Origin of the sequence: uncultured Empedobacter sp. (assembly GCF_937930195.1) — a bacterium.
GTDB lineage: Bacteria > Bacteroidota > Bacteroidia > Flavobacteriales > Weeksellaceae > Empedobacter > Empedobacter stercoris.
This window is the reverse complement of sequence record NZ_CALGVK010000033.1, coordinates 12,452-33,249: the sequence shown is the minus strand read 5'-3', so window position 1 is coordinate 33,249 and position 20,798 is coordinate 12,452. Positions and strand designations below refer to the sequence as shown.

Annotated in this window: 17 protein-coding genes; 13 read left to right on the top strand and 4 right to left on the bottom strand. The window is 31.4% G+C overall.

The window, feature by feature from the left end:
• The first annotated feature begins 5 nt into the window (after positions 1–5).
• The 4 genes from Q0616_RS02015 to Q0616_RS02000 all read left to right on the top strand — a co-directional run bounded on the left by Q0616_RS02015 (position 6) and on the right by Q0616_RS02000 (position 5,428).
• Entirely contained in the window at positions 6–2,195 is a 2,190-nt protein-coding gene (locus tag Q0616_RS02015) for an ATP-binding protein (protein WP_298774621.1), read from the top strand.
• Positions 2,185–2,739, top strand: a complete 555-nt coding sequence (locus tag Q0616_RS02010) for a biliverdin-producing heme oxygenase (protein WP_260542618.1) — start codon at positions 2,185–2,187, stop codon at positions 2,737–2,739. Before Q0616_RS02015 ends, Q0616_RS02010 begins: the two co-directional genes overlap by 11 nt.
• Before the next feature lie 122 nt (positions 2,740–2,861).
• Positions 2,862–4,031 (top strand): thioredoxin fold domain-containing protein, encoded by a 1,170-nt coding sequence (locus Q0616_RS02005; RefSeq protein ID WP_298774618.1) that lies wholly within the window; start codon positions 2,862–2,864, stop codon positions 4,029–4,031.
• A 128-nt stretch (positions 4,032–4,159) separates the two neighbouring features.
• Positions 4,160–5,428 carry an ectonucleotide pyrophosphatase/phosphodiesterase gene (locus tag Q0616_RS02000; RefSeq protein WP_298774616.1) on the top strand — a complete coding sequence of 423 codons (1,269 nt, stop codon included), beginning with the start codon at positions 4,160–4,162 and terminating at the stop codon, positions 5,426–5,428.
• A 105-nt stretch (positions 5,429–5,533) separates the two neighbouring features.
• Here the strand turns inward: Q0616_RS02000 and Q0616_RS01995 are convergent, their stop codons facing one another.
• Positions 5,534–6,091 carry a TlpA disulfide reductase family protein gene (locus tag Q0616_RS01995; protein ID WP_171622314.1) on the bottom strand — a complete coding sequence of 186 codons (558 nt, stop codon included), beginning with the start codon at positions 6,089–6,091 and terminating at the stop codon, positions 5,534–5,536.
• A gap of 184 nt (positions 6,092–6,275) precedes the next feature.
• Here Q0616_RS01995 and queA point away from each other — a divergent pair, with 184 nt between their 5' ends.
• Genes queA through Q0616_RS01975 form a run of 4 tightly spaced genes read left to right on the top strand, consistent with a single transcriptional unit; the run spans position 6,276 to position 10,336 of the window.
• Positions 6,276–7,325: a tRNA preQ1(34) S-adenosylmethionine ribosyltransferase-isomerase QueA gene (gene queA / locus Q0616_RS01990; protein ID WP_171622360.1), complete on the top strand. Its 1,050-nt coding sequence runs from the start codon at positions 6,276–6,278 to the stop codon at positions 7,323–7,325.
• A 7-nt stretch (positions 7,326–7,332) separates the two neighbouring features.
• On the top strand, positions 7,333–8,382 hold the full coding sequence (rlmN, locus tag Q0616_RS01985) for a 23S rRNA (adenine(2503)-C(2))-methyltransferase RlmN (RefSeq protein WP_298774611.1): 1,050 nt from the start codon (positions 7,333–7,335) through the stop codon (positions 8,380–8,382).
• Positions 8,383–8,393: 11 nt separating this feature from the next.
• Positions 8,394–9,347 (top strand): hypothetical protein, encoded by a 954-nt coding sequence (locus Q0616_RS01980; protein WP_171622316.1) that lies wholly within the window; start codon positions 8,394–8,396, stop codon positions 9,345–9,347.
• 11 nt (positions 9,348–9,358) lie between these two features.
• On the top strand, positions 9,359–10,336 hold the full coding sequence (locus tag Q0616_RS01975; RefSeq protein ID WP_225541792.1) for a polyprenyl synthetase family protein: 978 nt from the start codon (positions 9,359–9,361) through the stop codon (positions 10,334–10,336).
• Positions 10,337–10,424: 88 nt separating this feature from the next.
• Here Q0616_RS01975 and Q0616_RS01970 read toward each other — a convergent pair whose 3' ends face one another.
• The 3 genes from Q0616_RS01970 to tsaD form a co-directional block, all read right to left on the bottom strand.
• Positions 10,425–10,778, bottom strand: coding sequence for a hypothetical protein (locus tag Q0616_RS01970; RefSeq protein WP_188319882.1), 354 nt, complete (start codon positions 10,776–10,778; stop codon positions 10,425–10,427).
• 93 nt (positions 10,779–10,871) lie between these two features.
• Positions 10,872–11,582, bottom strand: a complete 711-nt coding sequence (locus Q0616_RS01965) for a 16S rRNA (uracil(1498)-N(3))-methyltransferase (protein ID WP_260542627.1) — start codon at positions 11,580–11,582, stop codon at positions 10,872–10,874.
• A complete protein-coding gene (tsaD, locus tag Q0616_RS01960; protein ID WP_171622319.1) occupies positions 11,582–12,601 on the bottom strand; it encodes a tRNA (adenosine(37)-N6)-threonylcarbamoyltransferase complex transferase subunit TsaD in 1,020 nt (339 codons plus the stop codon). Before tsaD ends, Q0616_RS01965 begins: the two co-directional genes overlap by 1 nt.
• A 63-nt stretch (positions 12,602–12,664) precedes the next feature.
• Here tsaD and Q0616_RS01955 point away from each other — a divergent pair, with 63 nt between their 5' ends.
• From Q0616_RS01955 to Q0616_RS01935, 5 genes are all read left to right on the top strand, one after another.
• Entirely contained in the window at positions 12,665–17,260 is a 4,596-nt protein-coding gene (locus tag Q0616_RS01955; RefSeq protein ID WP_298774605.1) for a translocation/assembly module TamB domain-containing protein, read from the top strand.
• Between the two features lie 212 nt (positions 17,261–17,472).
• The gene (locus Q0616_RS01950; protein WP_171622321.1) at positions 17,473–17,943 is read left to right on the top strand and encodes a winged helix-turn-helix transcriptional regulator; all 471 of its coding nucleotides are present in this window, start codon (positions 17,473–17,475) and stop codon (positions 17,941–17,943) included.
• A gap of 32 nt (positions 17,944–17,975) precedes the next feature.
• The gene (locus Q0616_RS01945) at positions 17,976–18,677 is read left to right on the top strand and encodes an NUDIX hydrolase (RefSeq protein WP_171622322.1); all 702 of its coding nucleotides are present in this window, start codon (positions 17,976–17,978) and stop codon (positions 18,675–18,677) included.
• Positions 18,678–18,686: 9 nt separating this feature from the next.
• The gene (locus Q0616_RS01940) at positions 18,687–19,169 is read left to right on the top strand and encodes a hypothetical protein (protein ID WP_260542634.1); all 483 of its coding nucleotides are present in this window, start codon (positions 18,687–18,689) and stop codon (positions 19,167–19,169) included.
• 210 nt (positions 19,170–19,379) lie between these two features.
• Positions 19,380–20,795 (top strand): L-serine ammonia-lyase, encoded by a 1,416-nt coding sequence (locus Q0616_RS01935; RefSeq protein ID WP_298774598.1) that lies wholly within the window; start codon positions 19,380–19,382, stop codon positions 20,793–20,795.
• Positions 20,796–20,798 lie beyond the last annotated feature (3 nt).

The window sequence follows — 20,798 nt, the reverse complement described above, 5'->3', positions numbered from 1 at the left end:
TTTTTATGATCAACCAAATTATCAAAAACGATGAAGAAGAGGCTCCTCAATTTCTCAATGAAATTCAATCTTTTGGCTATCTAATTGGTATCCATAAAAAAACGAGTGAAATTGAGTTTGCTTCTCAAAATATAACCGAAGTTTTTGAAATTTCTCCTAATCAAATTTTAGGGAAAAATATCGCTGAATTATACAATTTCGAAATCAACTTTAATGACGTTTTAGCACTCGAAAAAGGTGAGTTTTATCGTTCTCATATAGAAATTAATTCAGAAAAGTATGATGTAACCACTTTTTATACAAACGACTATATTTATATTGAGTTAGAAAACTTACAAACTTTAGAAAATAGATTAGATTTTTATAAATATTCTGAAAAGATTCTTTATGCAAAATCGACCGAATTAACTTGGGACAACTTAATTCTGTCAATTAAAAACCTGACAGGTTATGACCGTGTAATGTTGTACCAATTCCTTGAAGATGGAAGCGGAATTGTGATTAACGAAAAAAAGGACGATGATTTAAGTTCGTATTTGGGATTACACTTCCCAGAGTTTGATTTTTCTGATCAGATGAAAGAATTGTATTTAGAGAAGAAAAGTCGAATGGTTTCAGATGTAAATGGACCGCAGATTAAAATATTGAGCGCAAAAAATAAAAAAATTGATTTGAAATATTCATCTGTTCGAGCACTTTCACCCGAACATATCAAGTATCTTCGAAATTCGGATTGCTCTGCAAGTTTTTCAGTTTCTGTAATTATGAATGAAAAATTGTGGGGAATTGTTATTTGTCAGAATACAGAGCCAAAATATATACCCAATCAAATTCGTTTGCAAAGTGAGTTGTTGACGCGTTTAGGTAGATTGACGTATGTCAATTTTAAGTCAAATGAGCGATTAAAATTTCAAAATCAATTTAATGAAATTGCTATAAAGCTTAAAGAAAATCTTTTGACAGAGGAAAATATAGAAAATTCAATCAATACTTATTTAACTCAAGTTCTTCATTTAACCCAAGCCGATGGAATAGCTTTGGTTAATTTTGGGAAGGTGTATTACGAAGGTGAAACTCCAGAAATTGAAGAGATTTTGAGAATTAGAGATTGGGCAATTCATAATCATCCGACTCAATTATTTTCATCAAATTCTTTTTATGTTGATTATGGAAAAGAGTTAAATATAAGTGTAAAAGCCGCCGGTGTAATGTGTGGTTTTTTGGGACAAGGATTTAAGCATTTTGTGATTTGGTTTAAAAAAGAACAATTGCAAAAATTAAATTGGGTAGGGAACTCAAATCAAACCGACAAAATTGTTGTGATAGATGATAAAGAAGTGGTGTATTCATCTTCTAAATCATCGTTCAAAATTTGGCAACAAGAAATTAAACATAAATCGTTTATTTGGTTAGAAAAAGAGAAATATGTTGCAAAAGAAGTCGTGAAATTAATTATTGAAACACTTCATTTACAATCCTTCAAAATTCATAGTTTATACGAACAGTTGAAAGAAATAAATGATGAATTAGATGCATTTACTTATACTGTTTCTCACGATTTGCGCACACCTTTATCTGTCATGAAATTAAATTGTCAAATGCTTCAACGAAGTTTAAAAGACGATGAAATAAAGAATGATCGATTACAAAATGTAGTGAAAGAAATTGATCGAATGGCAGAAATGATGCAGGATTTATTGGCTTTGAGTAAGGCTAAAAAATCCGAAATTGAATTATCTAACATTCAGACAAAACCAATTATTGAGAAGATTGTGCGTGATGTATTATTGTATTACAAATCAACAAATGCAGAAGTAGTAGTAGAACATATCAATAATGTATTAGCAGATAAAACAATGTTTTATGAAGTTTTTTTGAACATCATTGGTAATGCGGTAAAATATTCATCGTTAGAATCACATCCAAAAATTAATATTTCATCAGAAATAGCTGGTGAACATGTCGTTTTTCAAGTAAAAGACAACGGAATTGGAATAAAAGATGAAGATCATGAAAAGATGTTTCAATTGTTTAGTCGAATGTCAAATACTGGAAATATTTCGGGAAATGGAGTTGGATTGGCGATTGCACATCGTATGATGAATAGAATGGATGGAGATATATCTTTTGAAAGTAAAATAGGGGAAGGAACAACTTTTGTATTAACGTTTAAAAAATGTACGGATGTTATCTGATTATTTAAAGAAAAAAACAGCAAATTATCACGCAGAAATTGAGCAAAAATTAGAATCTCACAAATTATTTAATGGCACATTTACAGATAAAAATTATTTTAAAATGTTGCAGGTTAACCACGTTTTTCTGAAATCGTATGAAGATTCGATTAAACATTTATTGAATGATAAGGATATAGAAAATTTGGCTTTAACAAAATTGAATAAATTGCCTTTAATCGAAAAAGATTTACAAGAATTAGGTATAAATGAATTACAAGTAAATAAGCAATTTGAGTTAAAAAATAGAGCAGAAGCTATCGGAGCACTTTATGTAATCGAAGGATCGATGCTTGGAGGGAATGTGATTGCAAAAACACTAAAAAAATACCCTTTTTTAGAACATAAAAGCTTTAATTATTTTGGACATTATGGTGAAAATCTTGGTTCAATCTGGAAAACTTTTATTGCTTACATTGACCAAGAATTTACAACAGAAAATGAGCAACAACAAGTTTTTGAAGGTGCAAAAAAAGCATACGAAGATCTGATTAGCTTTGCATAAATATAATTCTAAACAAAACCTCTTTTTAACCTAAAAAAAGAGGTTTTGTTTTTTTATTCAGTTTTCTATTTATTCTTCGTAAGAATATTTATATTAGACACCAATAAGATAAACAATTAAGTATGAAAAAAATTCTTACACTCACAGCGCTTGTAATTAGTGTATTTTCATTTAGTCAGACAGGGATGAAATTTGAAGAATCAGATTTTAAAACGGTTTTAGCGAAAGCAAAAAAAGAAAATAAATTAATCTTTTTAGATGCGTATGCCGCTTGGTGTGGACCTTGTAAGTTAATGGTGAAAAATATATTTCCTTTGCAAACGGTTGGCGATTATTACAATGCAAATTTTGTGAATGTAAAAATTGATATGGAAAAAGGGGAAGGAATTGAATTGGCTAAAAAATTTAAAGTTCAAGGATATCCGACATATTTATTTATTGATGGAGATGGAAACGAGGTACATCGAACAATGGGGTACGTAAAAGAGGAAGATTTTATTCAATTCGGTAAAGATGCACTTAACCCAGAAGGAAGAATGGCATCGCTTGTCAAACGTTTTGAGGATGGTGATAATGATCCAGAATTTTTGAAAAGTTTTGTGATGAAAGCGGTTTATGCTGATAGAGATTTATTTGAAAAAGCACTAATTCGTTTATATAATGTAAACAAAACAGAAGAGTTGACAAAAGACGATGTTGCTTTACTTCAATATGGAATCAGTTCAATTGAAAGTCCAACATATAAAATTTACAAAGAAAGAAAAGCAGCTATCGAGAAAGTGATTACTCCTGCAGCTTACACAAAATTTGAGAATAATCTATTATTATCAAATATTTATAAAAAAACCTATAATAAGGATTCAAAAACCTTAGATGAAACACAATTCTTAAAACAAGCTCAAGATTTTTTAACAGAAGAAGAGGCTCAGCGGGCATTAGTTTCAATTAAAGGAAACATTGCTTATAGTAAAAAAGATTATGCAATGTGGGAATCATTGATGTTAGAAAAATACAAAGACGTATCTGCTGTTGATGCAAACGAATTAAATTCTGTTTCGTGGAGATTTTATGAAAATGTAACTGATAAAGGGGCTTTGCAAAAAGCAATTTTATGGGCACAAGAATCAGTAAAAAAGGACCAAGGTTATCACAATACCGATACCTTAGCACATTTATATAGTAAAACTGGCGACAAAGTAAATGCTAAAAAATGGGCAACAAAATCTATCGAATTGGCAAAAGCTGAAGGAGAAGATTTTGAAGGAACTCAAAAATTATTAGAAAGTTTATAATCAAATTAGAGGTATAATTCTATCAGAATCGTTACATTATTGTAACGATTTTTTTATTTATACTTTTTCGAAAAAAAAATGACATTTTTTTAATTCATTCTAAGCATAAAACGTTCTAAATTTGAAACATGAAAAAAACAATACTTAGTATATTTTCTGCAATTGTTTTAGCTTTTTCTGTTACAGCAAATGCACAAGAAATTGAACCTCAAATTGTACTTGAAAATCGTGTTAATGATATCAAACAACAAGAAAAACCTTATGTGATTTTGATATCAGCAGATGGATTTCGTTATGATTATGCAGAAAAACATGGCGCTACGAATTTATTAGAATTTGCAAAAAAAGGAGTAAAAGCAGATGCAATGTATCCATCTTTTCCTTCGGTTACTTTTCCTAATCATTACACAATTGTAACAGGTTTAACTCCTATTCATCACGGTTTGGTGGGGAATAATATGTTAGATAGAGAGTCGGGAGAACGTTATTCTTTAGGAAACAGAAATGCAGTTATTAATCCGAAGTGGTACGGTGGAACGCCAATTTGGAATCTTGCAGAACAGAATAATATGTTAGCAGCTTGTTACTATTGGCCAGGTTCTGAAGCGCCAATTAATGGAATGTTACCCACTTATTCTTATAAATATTCAGAAAAATCTCCGATTGATTTTCGAGTACAACAAGTTGTAAATTGGTTAGAGTTACCTGCGGATAAACGACCTCATTTGATTACGTTCTATTTTCCTGAAGTTGATCATGCTGGACATACTTTTGGTCCAGATGCTCCTGAAACAAGGGATGCAGTTCGTTTTGTAGATGAATCGATTAAGAAATTGAATGATGAAGTTGCAAAAACTGGGTTAAACGTAAATTTTGTTTTTGTATCTGATCATGGAATGACAAGAATTGATAACGAAAATCCGTTGAAATTACCAATAAAAATCGATGAGTCTAAAATGCAAGTCGCTTCAAACGGTTCGTATGTTAGTTTATTTGTAAATGATAAAAATGATATTGAATCGATTTACAACGAATTAAAAGCAACACAAAACGATAAATTCGAGGTGTATAAAACTACAAGTGTTCCAAAAAAATATCAGTTTGATGCAAAAAATGATCGATACAATCGTATTGGTGATATTATTTTGATTGCGCATGCACCAAATTATTTTGCAAATAAAAATGCACCAAAAGGTTCGCACGGATTTTATGTAAAAGAAACACCAGAAATGAAATCAACTTTTATGGCTTGGGGACCAAATATTAAGGCTGGAAAAGAGATTAAAGTTTTTCCTAATACGCAAGTATATCCAATGATTGCTAAATTATTAGGTTTACCAATTACAGAAAAAATTGATGGAAATAATCAATTAGCCAATAAAATTTTGGTAAAGTAATTCGCAAAATATTTCAATACTTTTTCTTCTGTTAAAAATTATTAGAAATAATTAAATATTAAAATATTCAATGAACTAAAAAAAGCTTCCTTTTGGAAGCTTTTTTTAGTTCATCATTTTGAAAATATCAACTAATTGTTGGTTTATTTCTCCTGTTTGATAATCCATTGGTGCTGGCGCACTATCAATCATAATATTTCCTTCTTTATCTAAAATTAAAAAAGTTGGAATGTATTGTATTTGATAATCGTAGCCAAAATTGTTTTCTCTTCCTGCAAATAATTGTACGCCAGACATCTGATTTTCTCTTACCATTTTCTCCCAAATAGGCTTATCCTCTTCTTTATCCAAAGAAATACTTACAAAATGAATAGGTGCTTCTCGAAATTGTTTTTCCAATTCTTTCATAAAAGGAATTTGCACTTTACAAGGTCCACACCAAGTTGCCCAAATATCAATGTAGACATATTTCCCTTTAAAATCAGATAAATCAAATCGTTTTCCATTGATGTCTGCTAACGAAAAGTCAGGCGCTTTAACCAATTCTTTTGGTATTTCAGTTTCTGGTGATTCATTTGTTGCAACAGAATCAATTTGTTCTATTTCAGTCGATTCTTCAACTTTTTGTTCTGATTTGTTACAACTAAAAAATGTAAAAATCATTGATAGTATTAGCAGTTTTGTTTTCATTTGTCGATTTCAACTAATTTATAAAATCTACTTGGTAAAGCAGTTTAACTGCCAAAAATAAACATTTAAACGTTATCAATTTCATAAAATACCTCAATTCACTTGACAAAGGGGTACCCGAGGTTGTATATTTGTAAAAAATTGTACAATTATGAAAATGAAAACCTCCGATTTCGATTTTACTTTACCTGAAGAACTTTTAGCAGATCGTCCTTCTGAAAACAGAGATGAAGCTCGTCTAATGGTTGTTCACCGTGATACCGGAGAAATTGAACATAGACAATTTAAAGATCTAATTGATTATTTCGATGAAGGAGATGTGATGATTCGTAATAACACCAAAGTTTTTCCAGCTCGTTTAATGGGTAATAAAGAAAAAACAGGTGCACAAATCGAAGTTTTCTTATTAAGAGAATTAGATGCAGAAACTCGTTTATGGGATGTTTTAGTAGATCCAGCACGTAAAATTCGTATCGGAAATAAATTGTTTTTTGATAATGATGATACATTAGTTGCAGAGGTAGTAGACAACACAACTTCTCGTGGACGTACTTTACGTTTTTTGTTTGATGGATCTTACGAAGAATTTCGTGCAAAATTGAAAGAATTAGGAGAGACTCCTCTTCCAAAATATATTTTACGCGACGTTGAGCCAGAAGATGCAGAACGTTACCAAACTATTTATGCAAAACACGAAGGGGCAGTTGCTGCACCTACAGCTGGTTTACACTTTTCTAAACACTTATTAAAACGTTTAGAAATCAAAGGTGTTGATTTTGCTGAATTAACATTACATATTGGTTTAGGAACTTTTCAGGCTGTAGAGGTTGAAGATTTATCTAAACATAAAATGGAATCTGAGCAAGTAATTATTCCTCAAGAAACAGCAGATTTAGTAAATCGTGCAATAGATGAGAAGAAAAAAGTTTGTGCCATAGGTACAACTTCTATGCGTTCTATCGAATCTTCAGTTTCTGCTGATGGTCATTTAAATGCTTTTGATGGATGGACGAATAAATTTATTCACCCACCTTACGATTTCTCTATTGCAAATTGTATGATTACAAACTTCCACACACCAAAATCAACATTAATTATGATGATTTCTGCGTTTGCTGGACACGACTTAACAATGAAAGCGTATAGCGAAGCAGTAAAAGAAGGATATAAATTCTACTCTTACGGAGATGCAATGTTAATCTTATAAGACAAGTTTGAATACAACAAAAAAAGATATACGAAAGCTTTCACAAGCTGAGATTGAAGACTATTTCAAAGAGATTGGAGAAAAGTCATTCCGCGCAAAACAAGTGTACGAATGGTTATGGAAAAAGAATGCCCATCAATTTGATGACATGACAAATATTTCTAAAGTTTTACGCGAGCAATTAGGAGAGTCTTTCCAGATTCAACCAGTTGAAGTTGATCTTCTACAAAAATCTAACGACGGAACCATCAAGAATGCTGTAAAGCTTCATGATGGTAACGTTGTGGAATCTGTTTTAATTCCAACCGATACGCGTACAACAGCTTGTGTTTCGTCTCAAGTTGGATGTAGTTTAGATTGTACATTCTGTGCAACAGCTCAATTAAAACGTATGCGTAACTTAACAGCTGCCGAAATCGTTGATCAAGTTGTGATAATCGATGACGAAAGTAAACGTTATTTTAACCGTCCATTAAGTAATATTGTCTTTATGGGAATGGGAGAGCCTTTGTTAAATTACAATGAAGTAATTTCTGCCATCAAAAAAATAACTTTACCAGAAGGATTAGGAATGGCTGCAAGACGAATCACAGTTTCAACTTCAGGAATTCCTAAGATGATAGAGAAATTAGCAGACGAAGAATTACGTGTTAATCTTGCGGTTTCTTTACACTCAGCTCGAGAAGAAGTTCGAAACGTAATTATGCCGTTTTCGGTTAAATTTCCGTTGACAGATTTGATGGAAAGTTTACAATATTGGTACGATAAAACAGGTTTGCGCATTACATTCGAATACATTGTTTGGGGAGGCGTGAATGATAAAAAAGAAGACATTGATGCCTTGGTGAAATTCTGTAAAAAAATTCCTTCAAAAGTGAATATCATCGAATATAATTCGATTGATGACGGAATCTACAAACAAGCATCAGAACAAGCAATTGATCATTATATAAAAGCATTAGAGTCAAATAATATTGTGGTAAATGTTCGTCGCAGTCGCGGAAAAGACATCGATGCAGCTTGTGGACAATTGGCCAATAAGACTGGTAATGATTAAAAAATAATCAAATGAAATATTTAGCCATATTTTTATTTTTGATTCTAACTAAATTCACCTACGCTCAAATAGTAGAAAATATCGATACAATTTCAATCGATGATTATAAAATGGAAAGTTTTAACTTACCGACTATCTTGAACGAAATTTCGGCTTTAGAATATGAAAAAGAAGATAAAAATGTGGCTTCTTTTTGGGGTTTAAATGATTCTGATTCCAAACCAGAATTGTATCGTTTTAATGCTAAAACAGGGGAGATTATCAATACAATTTTCATCTCAAACGCGCCCAATGTAGATTGGGAAGAAGTTTCTTCAGATGATAATCGAATTTATTTTGCTGATTTTGGTAATAATTTGGGTAAGCGTAGAGATTTAGCCATTTATTTCATCGAAAAATCGAAGATAGATTTCTCTAAAACTTATCAAGAATTAAAAGCAGAAAAGATTGAATTTTATTATCCTGAACAAGAAATATTTCAGTTCAAAAATATGACGACGAATTGGGACGCAGAAGCATTTTTTGTCTACCAAAATCAATTGCATATTTTTACAAAAGAATGGTCAAATTTGGCAACTACACATTATGTTGTTCCGATTGACACTTCTCAAAAACACGCTGCAATAAAAGTAGAAACTTTCAAAACAAATTACGCTGTAACTTCGGCGTATATTGATTCTGACCCAACAAGTCCAACCAAAGGAATTTATTTATTAGGTTACACAAAAGAAGCTTTAGCGTTTATTAACTGGTTCGATTTGCCAAAAGATAACAATCCATTATTCTTCACTTTTCAAGTTAAAAAAATAAGTTTACCTTTGGGCTTCACGACACAGTTGGGACAATTGGAAGGAATTTCAGTTTTACCAACAGTAAATAAAATTTGTGTAAGCGGTGAAGAATTTAAATTTAAAGAATTTTACGCTAAGCAAGTTATACATTGCATCAATAATTTTACGAATTAAAAAACTAAATTTTGGCTAACACGGTAGATTTGATTAAAGCTCCAATCGCGGAGGAAATGAAATTGTTTGAACAGAAATTCTTCGAATCAATGAAGAGTAATGTTTCGCTTCTTGACCGTATTACCAATTATATTGTTCGCAGAAAAGGAAAGCAAATGCGTCCAATGTTTGTTTTTTTAACGGCGAAATTAAATGGAGAAGTACAAGAACGTACCTATCGTGCGGCTTCTTTTATCGAGCTTATACATACCGCAACTTTGGTTCATGATGATGTCGTAGATGATAGTACTTTGCGTCGAGGTTTTTTTTCTCTAAATGCTATTTGGAAAAATAAAGTAGCCGTTTTAGTTGGTGATTATTTTTTGTCTAAGACGTTGATTATTTCGACTAAAAACAAAGATTTTGATTTACTTGAAGTTGTTTCTGTAGCGATACAAGAAATTTCTGAAGGTGAGTTATTACAAATCGAAAAGGCGAGAAAATTGGATATTACAGAAGATGTTTATTTCGAAATTATTCGAATGAAAACTGCTACGCTTATTGCTGCTTGTTGCGAAGCTGGAGCGCGTTCTGTTGGTTGCTCGGAAGAAGTTGCGAAAAAAATGCATCGTTTTGGTGAATTGGTTGGAATTGCTTTCCAAATCAAAGACGATTTGTTTGATTACACCACTTCTAATGCAATTGGAAAGCCAGTTGGAATTGATATTAAAGAACAAAAAATGACATTGCCTTTAATTTATTCTATCAATAATGCGAACGAAAAAGATCGTAAATGGTTGATTAATTCGGTGAAACGCTACAACAACGATAAGAAACGTGTGCGTGAAATTATTCAATATGTGAAAGATAACGGCGGAATTGAATACACGCAAAAAATGATGAAAAAATACAGTCAAGAAGCGTTGGATATTCTGCACGAATTTCCTGAATCTGAATACCGAAATTCATTAGAAACTATGGTGAAATACGTTATCGAAAGAGAAAAATAATATTCTTCACTTATCAAAAGAATTAATAATATCAAACAATATTAGCTCGTTTATCGAGCTAATATTGTTTGATATAGTTTCCTCTAACTTACTTTCGTTTTTTCAAGATGTAATAAAGTGCATCGTCATCATTTTCTTTCGAAGTGTAAGCAAATTGAAATTCATATCCATTTGAAGACATAAAATTTAATGCATCAATCATCGAATTAAATTTGATTGTATTTCCTTTTTCATCTTTAATTTTTAGCCCGTTTTTAAAAGAAATAGATTTAGTTTCTTGACCAAAATCTAATCTTATATTCATTTTTGTGCTCAAACCTCGTCCAGTTCCAATAATTTGTATATAATCAACATTTATATCTTTAATCGGTACATCATTTACTGTTTGTGCAAACGACAAACTTCCGAAAAGTAATCCAAAAGTAAGTGCTAATTTTTTCATAGTTTTAATTTTAACAAAGATATTTATTTACAAATAAAACAAAAAAACCGATTCAAGAATGAATCGGTTTTGGTATAAATTATTGTTTTTGATTTATTTTTCTAAACCCCAATCAACTGCAAAAACGGCTTGTAGAGCTGCTGTTTCAGTTCGAAAACGTTGATGTCCAAGACTAATACCTGTAAAATTATGTTCTTCTGCTGTTAGAATTTCATCTCTCGAAAAATCTCCTTCAGGACCAATCAGAATTAAAATTTTCTGCGGATTATTTTCTAAAACTCTTCGTAAAGGCGTACGTTCGATATCAGATTCACAATGTGCGATACATTTTGTGAAACTTTCAAAATCTTGTTTGATAAACTCATTGAATTTTATTAAATCATTTACTTTTGGTAAATATGCTTTTAACGATTGTTTCGTGGCAGATTGTACAATTTTTTCGATGCGTTCGATTTTAATATTTTTTCGTTCCGAATGAAAAGTTTGTAAAAAAGTAATTTCGTCAATACCAATTTCAGTTGCTTTTTCTAAGAAAAACTCCAAACGTTCCATTGTTTTCGTCGGTGCTATTGCAACATGCAAATAATAGTTTTTTTGCTCGAAATTTGTTTTTAAATCAACAATTTTTCCTTCAACTGCTTTTTTAGAAATTGATGTAATCTCAACTTCTGCCAAATTTCCTTTTCCATCTGTGACATGAACTAAATCGCCTTCATTTCCCCGTAAAACTTTTGCAAAATGATGACTTTCTTCTTCGTTTAGAATTGCTGTATCGTGATGAATTTCTCCAAAAAATAATTTCATTAAATATGGTATTTCGCTACAGATTTTGCTGTATTTTCTGTAAAGATTTCTTGATCAAATTTTAAACTTCCAACCATTGCAATCATGGCAGCATTGTCGGTTGTGTAGGCAAATTTTGGAATAAAAGTTTTCCAACCAAATTCAGTTTCTCCATCTTTTAGTCGTTGACGAATTTCTGAATTTGCAGAAACTCCACCTGCAATTGCAATTTGTTTAATTCCAGTTTCATCAGATGCTTTTTTAACTTTTTCCATTAAAATATTCACGATAGAACGTTGAATTGAGGCACACAAATCGTCAATATTTTCTTCAATAAAATTTGGATTCGCTTTGACTTCTTTCTGAATAAAATATAAAATAGACGTTTTAAATCCACTAAAACTAAAGTTTAAACCTTCAATTTTTGGTTTTGCGAATTTGAATTTTGTAGGATCTCCAATCTTAGATTTTTTGTCGATAATTGGACCTGCAGGATAAGGTAAATTTAAAATTTTACCTGCTTTATCAAAAGCTTCACCAGCGGCATCGTCAATTGTTTCACCTAAAATCTCCATCTCAAAATAATTGTTAATTTTTACAATTTGAGTATGCCCTCCAGAGACTGTTAAACATAAAAAAGGAAAAGTAGGTTTTTCATCGTTTGCATCTTCAATAAAATTTGCCAAAATATGCGCTTGCATATGATTGACTTCAATCAACGGAATATCCAAAGATTGACTGAATGATTTTGCAAAACTTCCGCCAACCAAAAGCGAACCCATTAATCCTGGACCGCGCGTATAAGCAATTGCTTTAAGTTCTTCTTTGTTAATATTTGCCTGTTTTAGGGCTTGATCTACGACGGGAACAATATTTTGTTGATGTGCTCTCGAAGCTAATTCTGGTACTACGCCACCATATATTTCGTGAATTTTTTGGCTTGCCACAACGTTAGAAATAATTTTATTTCCGTCAATAATTGCTGCGCCTGTATCATCACAAGAAGACTCTATGGCTAAAATGTAGTTTTTATCGCTCATAATTCCTTGTAGAATAAAATTTATAACTTATTTTTACCCTGCAAATATCGTAAAATTATACCATTGAAAATAGTCAGACGAATAGGAAGATTTTTATTGTCGTTGATTATACTTGTTTTAACCTTGGTTTTGACAGTATCAATCGCCATACAAATTCCTGCGGTACAGACAAAATTAGCACATTTCGCTTTAGAAAAATTAAATAAATCGTTGAATACGCAAATGTATGTTGACTCGGTTGATATTGATTTTTTTGGGCGGATATATTTCCATGGTGTTAAGATTAAAGATGATCATAAGTATGATTTTATGAAGTCTAAAACGTTGGAAACAACAATTGATCTTTGGTCGCTTTTGCCAGGTATAAAAAAAGACCATATCGATTTAAGTCAAGTGAAATTGATTCAACCCGAAATAAATGTGATCACATACAAAGGCGATTCGGTTTCTAACTTTATAAAATTTGTCAATGGTTTTAGCTCGGATAAACCTAAAGACCCGAAAAAGATTTTTAAACTTGATGGCGATTTTATTTTAGAAGAGGGTAAAGTGTCAATTGTTAATCAAAATTCTGGCAATATTTGGTTGGATGCAAAACAACTGAATTTGACGGTGAAGAAATTTAGATTGGTCGATTCTGATATTACAGGAGATTTAGAGAATTTTTGTTTTGTTGCCACAAAGAATAAAGAGACATATAACGTTCAGAATTTTACCGGGAAAGTTCATTATTCTAACAAAGAAATTCGAATTGGTAATTTGAATCTGCGAACAGATACTTCTGTGTTAAACGGAAATCTATTGTTGAGCTACGATGAACCTTCGGATATGTCCGACTTTTCGAATAAGGTACGTTGGGATGTTTTCTTTGATAGAGGTTCAAAAATTAATTTTAAGGAGATACGCTATTTCACCGAGATATTCGACAAAAATTCATCTGTAGATTTGTACGGTAAGGTAGAAGGACCGTTGAATAATTTAACATTTTTGGATTTCGAATTGAAAGGTGAAGATAACTATGTCGGTGCATCCCGATTACAATTACAAGATGTTTTAAATGGATCTTTATTAAATTTCTCAACAAGAAATGCAAAGATTAACACATCATATCAATCGATAACTAAGTTGCTTCCGACTTCAATAGCGAAGAGTATTCCAGATTTATTAACACGTTTTGGAGCGATTAATTACCGCGGAGATATTTCATTAAATCCAAATGAAATTAATGCAAATGGATATACTGTTTCAGGATTAGGAGATGCGGACATTAATGCTCAAATTAGAAATTATAAAGATGTAAAATCGTTAATATACAAAGGAACGATTGATGCTAAAAACTTAAATCTTCATCAATTAACGAATGCAAAAGATTTGGGTTATGTAAGTGGACAATTTAGATTTGATGGAAAAGGAACAGATCTTAACAATATCAATTTAAATTTGGATGGTACACTTCGTTACATTGATTTAATCGGAAAAAGATATCAAAATATTACGGTTGATGGTTTGGTTAAAAATTATCAATTTAATGGATTGTTTGATATCAAAGACCCTAATCTGAATGCGCAATTGAACGGAAAAATTAATTTTAGTGGAAAACCTTATGATTTTGATTTTACATCAAATATCCGTCAAGTTAACTTAGATTTTATCGGTTTAACAAAGAATTTAGGAGCGGTTGTAAGAGGTGATGTAACGGGGAATTTTCAGTTAACAAATATTAATGATTTACGAGGGAATATCGACGTTAAAAATCTGTATTTCCGCTCAAAAAAAGATACGTTAGAATTGGCACATGTCATGTTAAATTCTGAAATAAGCGGCTCAAATAAAATCATGACATTAGATGTTCCAAATTATATGAAAGCTACTGTTGATGGACGATTTAATGTGACCGAAATTGCAGATGTAGTCAATAATTCATTGGTTAATTTAGTGCCGTCTTTTCGCATGAAAAAAGTTTCGCCAAATCAAGCTTTTTCGTTTGATGTCAATGTGCAAGAAAACTTACTTAATTATATAGACCCTTCTATTTCTATTGAGCCTGACACACGTGTAAGAGGTTTTATAGATGGAACGAAAAACCAATTAGAAGCAACTTTGGAAACACCTGGAATAAAATATGCAGGAATTCAATTGTTTCAATCGAATGTAAATTTGAATACTATAGCCGAATTGCCTACGCTAAACGCTAAAATTGATAGCATGAAAGTGAGTGGTGTTACGCTGAATGAAATCAATGTAAGCTCGATTCCGAAAAATGATACAATGATTGTGAAAACAGATTTTAATATTGGACGAAAAAATCCAGTAGTATTTAATTTAAATCTTTTTCATACAGTACAAAATAAGAATGATTTGATTTTTGGGTTTTCACCTTCGACTGTTCAAATCGATTCGACTCAATGGACGATTAATCATTTAAATGATGTAAATTCAAATCGTGTTATTTTTAATCGGATCAATAATTCGTTGAAAGTTGAAGATTTATCGTTAGAATCAGAAGAACAAAGTCTGAATGTTAGTGGTTTGTTTAACAATAATATTGATTATAATTTCAATGCAGATTTTAAAGATTTATACCTCGAAAAAATTATTCCTAAAACAGTTTTAAACAACCTTAAAATTGTCGGAATTGCAAATGGAAATGTCAATATAGTACGAACAAAGGAAAAGTTAGAACCAACGCTCGAAGCTAAGATTGATAACTTAGGATTAAATGATTTTGAACTTGGAAATTTGACTTTACAAGGAGGTTATAATGTAGAGGATAAACAATTTAATTTTGAAACAAGTTTACAAAAAGAGCAAATTCAATCATTGGTTGCTTATGGTAACATTATCAATAAACCTACAGGTCCAGAGTTGGATGTAGATGCCAATTTTGATGAATTTCACATTGATTTCTTAGAAGGATTTTTGAAATCAGTTTTCTCTAATATGCGTGGTACTTTATCAGGAGATTTAAAAATGACAGGACCAGTTGATTTACCAAATCTAAATGGAAATATGGTCGCGAAAGATCTTGGGCTGAAAGTTAATTTCTTGGGAACGGATTATTTATTTGAAGGAGAAAACGAATTATTTGTTACCAAACAAGGTAAAGGACAAGGGATTATTATGTTAAATGATATTGCATTTAAGGACACTTCTTTTAATACTAAAGGAAAAGTGGACGGAGCAATTCTGTTTAGAAATTTGAGTAAATGGGGTCTCAACTTAGATTTTGATACAGACAATTTATTGGTGATGAATACAACGATAAAGGACAATGAATTATTTTATGGTAAAGTATTTGCCAAAGGAAATGTAACGATGTTTGGTGCTGTAGAAGAACTGGAGATTGCGGGAGACGCAACAGTAGTTGGAAACTCAGAATTAACGATAAACACTGGTAGTACAACAATTGAATCTGAAAATAATTTGGTTCGTTTTGTTCCTAATCAGCATTTAGACGAGATAGCAAAAAACAATGAGCCACATGCACCAAAAGGAATGTCGATAGATGTTAACATCAATGCTTATCCAAATGCTATGGTGAATTTAATTTTTGATGCTGCGACAAATGATAAAGCAACAGCTCGCGGTACTGCAGAAAATCTACGTTTCTTGATGAACAAAGCAGGGCTTAATATTACAGGGGTTTACAATATAGAAAGTGGAACATATGAGTTTAGACAATTTCCTCTGATTCCAAAAGATTTTAAAATAAAGAAAGGTTCATCTGTTCAATTTGCGGGCAATCCACTGGATGCAACATTAAATATTACAGCAGAATATCAACGTTCAGTATCTAATGTAGGCGATTATTTAGGTGTTGGATATTCTCAAATTTACGATGCAATTCTTTCCATTGATATTTCCGAAACGCTTAAAAAACCAATCATTGATTTTGGTTTATCAATTCCGAATGCTGGATCAGATATTAATTCACAGTTACAATCAAAATTCCGTTCCAACACAGAAGAACAGATGCTCCAATTTAGTTATATCTTATTGACAGGTAAATTTGGAGACGCTTCTGCTGTGCAATCAGGAGTTACAAGTACAGCTGCTGATATTGGTTTATCGACAATTGCAGGTATGTTGTCATCTATTGCAAATAATGTAGATATTCAAATGGAATATGTTGGTGGTAGTGCACAGTCTGATACAAATGATAAAATTAGAACATCTATTTCTTATCGTATCAATAATCGTTTAAGTTTAAGAGGATCTTATGGAATTGCCGTAACAAATAACCGCAATGTGCAAGAGAATTTTGATGGTAATTTTGATATTTCTTATGATATTTCAAAACTAAACAATGGTTCATTGGTTTTAAAAGCATTTACAAAACCAACGACTTTTGGACTATTGCCTGGTATGGAAAATAGCTTGAATCAAAGTTTTGGTGTCGGAATTCAATACAATAAAAGTTTTGATACCTTCAGAGGATTTTTAGGAATAGATGAAAGAAAGAAAGAATCTAACAATAAAAATACTGAATATAAACAAGAAAAATTTGATTCGATTGTACTTCCAAAACAATTTAAAAAAGAAGAAAATAAAATAGATTCTGCATATCAAGCTCGTAAAGATACAGTCAACGTTACTTATCAAAAATCTTCTCAGCCAAAGACACAACAAAAACGTCGCGGTTTAGTCAGAATTAAATAAAAAAAAATGAGTTTATTGTGGTTAGACAATAAACTCGCGCAAACAAACAAAAGTGATTAGTTCTTTCTTTTTTGAACTATTATTACAACAAAAGTAAAATATTAAATAAATCATTAAAAAATATTTTGATGTTTGTTTGTTTTATTTATAATTTTGCTAAAAATTAATTCGATTTTTTATTAAAATAATAATAATAATCAAAAATTAGGAAAATGAATTACATAATTGATGATGTTGATAAGAAAATTTTGATGTATTTAATTGACAATACAAGAATGCCATTTACAGAAATAGCAAAAAAAATGAATGTTTCTGCTGGTACTATTCATGTACGTGTCAAGAAATTAGAGGAAGCGGGAATCATCAAAGGAACTACACTAATTACAGATTATGATAAAATGGGTTATCAGTTTGTTGCATATGTAGGTTTATTGCTTACGAAAACAAACAAAACTCAAAAAGTAATCGATGAATTATACAAAATTCCAAACGTAACAGTTGTTCACGTAGTTTCTGGGAAATATAATATTTTCTGTAAAATTCGTGCAAGAGATACAGCAGATGCAAAAGATGTTATCTACAAAATTGATCAAATTGATGACGTTTTGAGAACAGAATCTATGATTTCGTTAGAAGAATCTTTTAATGATAAAAATAGATTAATGCATTCAATCTTTCACTAAGAAAAGTTCAATTTTTTAAATCATCCCACAAAATGACAGACGAAGAAAAAGAAAAATATTTTCAGGTCGCTCTCTGTTCAAGTCTCGTGCTTTTCGGGTTTGATGGAGAAGATCTAAAAATATTAATATATAAAAAACTTAACGATCCTTTCAAAGGTGCATTGGTTTTACCAGGAAAATATATTGCACCAACGGTAAGTAACGATCAGGCAATTCACGAATTATTAATCGAGAAAATTGCTTACGATGAGCATCAAACCTATATCGAACAACTGAAAGCTTTTACAAAAGTTTTTCGTAATCCATTAGGACGTGTTGTAAATGTTGCTTATTACGCACTTGTAAAACTAACACCTCAAATAGAGGAGAAAGTAAAAATGCAAGGAGGTGAGTGGTATCTATATGACCGCATACCAGATTTAGCTTTCGATCATAATGAGATTGTAAAATACGCAAAAGAACGTGTAAAACGCCGCGTAAAACGTCGCCCAGTTGGTTTTAACCTTTTAGGAGATGAATTTACAATTGCACAATTACAAAGTTTATATGAAAAAGCTTTGAATAGAGAACTTGATAAACGTAACTTTAGAAAGAAAATCTTTAACTCAAATTTAATTATCGAAACAGGCAATACAACCGACCCGAAACTTCATCGTAAAGTGTCGAAATTATACCGTTTTGACGAAGAAAAATACGAAAAATTGAGCTTGAAAGGATATGATTTCTTATTTTAAAACAAAGCTATGACAGATAAAAAAAATGAAACCAATAAAGAAAGAGAAGATCTTTTTGATGCTAATGTTTTAATGTCTGATAATACAAAATCAAATGACTTAAAACACAAAGGAGAGAAAAAATCATTCTTATTCAAATCAATGATCTTTATAATGGTTTTTCTTTTATTAAGTATTCTATATCGAGGTTACCAATTGTTAGTGACAAATGATTATTTAATGCGCGATTTACTGAATCAAGATGCACCAGAAATGCCAAGTTGGTATCCAATTTCAACTATTATTTTTGGTTTAATTGGTCTTGCAGGTATTTTCTTGGTAAATAAATACAAACGAATAGGTGTATATATGGTCGTAGGTTCATTATTTATATCTGCAGCAATACAACCAGAATTTATGGCAGATGGAACACTATTTACAATGTTCGCTTTATTTGTGTTTATAGGTTATGGTTTAGCAATTATTTATCCTTATTGGTATAAATTCAAATAATAAAAATTTGATAAAATGGAAAAAATAGGTTACAAAAAATTGTAACCTATTTTTTTTGATTGAAAATTAGTTGAGGTAATATCATTAATATGAATATTTTAAGCTTTATAATTGAGTAAGTTCATAAAAAATATACTGAAAAAAAATGAATATGTTAATTTAACGGCTATATTTGTCCTGTGTGGAAAAAATATAAATTAAAAGTATAAAATGGATTGTATTTCAGTATTTGATATGCTCAAAATTGGCGTAGGTCCTTCAAGTTCTCATACTTTAGGCCCTTGGCGAGCAGCAGAGGCTTTTCTAAAAGAGTTAGATGAGGCTTCAATTTTCAATAAAATTACCCGTATTTGCGTAGATTTGTACGGTTCTTTATCCTTAACAGGAAAAGGACATGCAACAGATTTTGCGGTTATGTTAGGATTGAGTGGCGCAGATCCTGAATACATTCCTGTTGATGATATTTCAACAATAATCAATACAATTAATAGTAAAAAACAATTAAATTTTGGAAGCCGATTTTTAATTGATTTTGATCCCAAAACAGATATTGTTTTTAATAGAGAGTTTTTAGATTTTCATGCAAATGGAATGATGTTTACTGCCTTTTATGAGAATGAAGAATTTACCTCTACATTCTATTCGATAGGAGGTGGATTTATAACAAAAGAAAACGAAGAATCAATTAATGCAGATGTAACATGTGCATTTCCATTTTTATTTAATACATCAACAGAGCTTTTAGCATTTTGTGATAAAGAAAATAAAACAATTTCACAAATCATGTTCGAAAATGAGAAAACACTTCGAACAGAAGATGAAATTCATCACGAATTAATGCGTGTTTGGAATACAATGTTAGAATGTATGTACATAGGATGTCACACAGAAGGTACATTGCCAGGCGGATTGAATGTAAAACGTCGTGCGTATGACATGCACAATAATCTGATTGGAACAACTCCTTATTCTAATCCACAAGAATGGATTACATCTATTCGGAAAACCAAAGTATATTTTCGTCAAATTCTGAAATGGGTAAGTTGTTTCGCACTTGCAGTGAATGAGGTTAATGCCTCGTTAGGTAGAGTGGTAACAGCACCAACAAATGGAAGTGCAGGAGTAATTCCTGCTGTATTGATGTATTATTTGGTGATCGAAAATCACAAAGCGGGACAAAAAGAAATTGAACAATTTTTAACAACAGCAGGTGTTATTGGATCTATTTTTAAGAAGGGTGCTACCATTTCTGCCGCGATGGGAGGCTGTCAAGCTGAAATTGGAGTGTCATCTGCAATGGCAGCAGGTGCTTTGTGCGAATTAATGGGAGGAAGTCCTGCACAAGTGACTATTGCAGCTGAAATTGCGATGGAACATCACTTGGGGTTAACTTGCGATCCAATAGGAGGGTTGGTACAAATACCTTGTATTGAACGCAATACAATGGGAGCAATTAAAGCGATAAATGCTGCTGAATTGGCATTGGATACAGATCCTTTAAATGCAAAAGTACCTTTAGACAAGGTTGTAAATACAATGTGGGAAACTGCAAAAGATATGAATAATAAATACAAAGAAACTTCTGAAGGAGGCTTAGCAGTTGCTGTGAATATTGCAGATTGTTAATAA

Bases quoted from the DNA above. Each gene is read 5' to 3' on its own strand.
- Q0616_RS02010 (WP_260542618.1), top strand. From the start codon at position 2,185: ATGTTATCTGATTATTTAAAGAAAAAAACAGCAAATTATCACGCAGAA.
- Q0616_RS01980 (WP_171622316.1), top strand. From the start codon at position 8,394: ATGAAATATTTAGCCATATTTTTATTTTTGATTCTAACTAAATTCACC.
- Q0616_RS01950 (WP_171622321.1), top strand. From the start codon at position 17,473: ATGAATTACATAATTGATGATGTTGATAAGAAAATTTTGATGTATTTA.
- Q0616_RS01940 (WP_260542634.1), top strand. From the start codon at position 18,687: ATGACAGATAAAAAAAATGAAACCAATAAAGAAAGAGAAGATCTTTTT.
- Q0616_RS02015 (WP_298774621.1), top strand. From the start codon at position 6: ATGATCAACCAAATTATCAAAAACGATGAAGAAGAGGCTCCTCAATTT.
- Q0616_RS01965 (WP_260542627.1), bottom strand. From the start codon at position 11,582: ATGAAATTATTTTTTGGAGAAATTCATCACGATACAGCAATTCTAAAC.
- Q0616_RS01945 (WP_171622322.1), top strand. From the start codon at position 17,976: ATGACAGACGAAGAAAAAGAAAAATATTTTCAGGTCGCTCTCTGTTCA.
- Q0616_RS02000 (WP_298774616.1), top strand. From the start codon at position 4,160: ATGAAAAAAACAATACTTAGTATATTTTCTGCAATTGTTTTAGCTTTT.
- Q0616_RS01995 (WP_171622314.1), bottom strand. From the start codon at position 6,091: ATGATTTTTACATTTTTTAGTTGTAACAAATCAGAACAAAAAGTTGAA.
- Q0616_RS01935 (WP_298774598.1), top strand. From the start codon at position 19,380: ATGGATTGTATTTCAGTATTTGATATGCTCAAAATTGGCGTAGGTCCT.
- Q0616_RS01970 (WP_188319882.1), bottom strand. From the start codon at position 10,778: ATGAAAAAATTAGCACTTACTTTTGGATTACTTTTCGGAAGTTTGTCG.
- queA (WP_171622360.1), top strand. From the start codon at position 6,276: ATGAAAACCTCCGATTTCGATTTTACTTTACCTGAAGAACTTTTAGCA.
- tsaD (WP_171622319.1), bottom strand. From the start codon at position 12,601: ATGAGCGATAAAAACTACATTTTAGCCATAGAGTCTTCTTGTGATGAT.
- Q0616_RS02005 (WP_298774618.1), top strand. From the start codon at position 2,862: ATGAAAAAAATTCTTACACTCACAGCGCTTGTAATTAGTGTATTTTCA.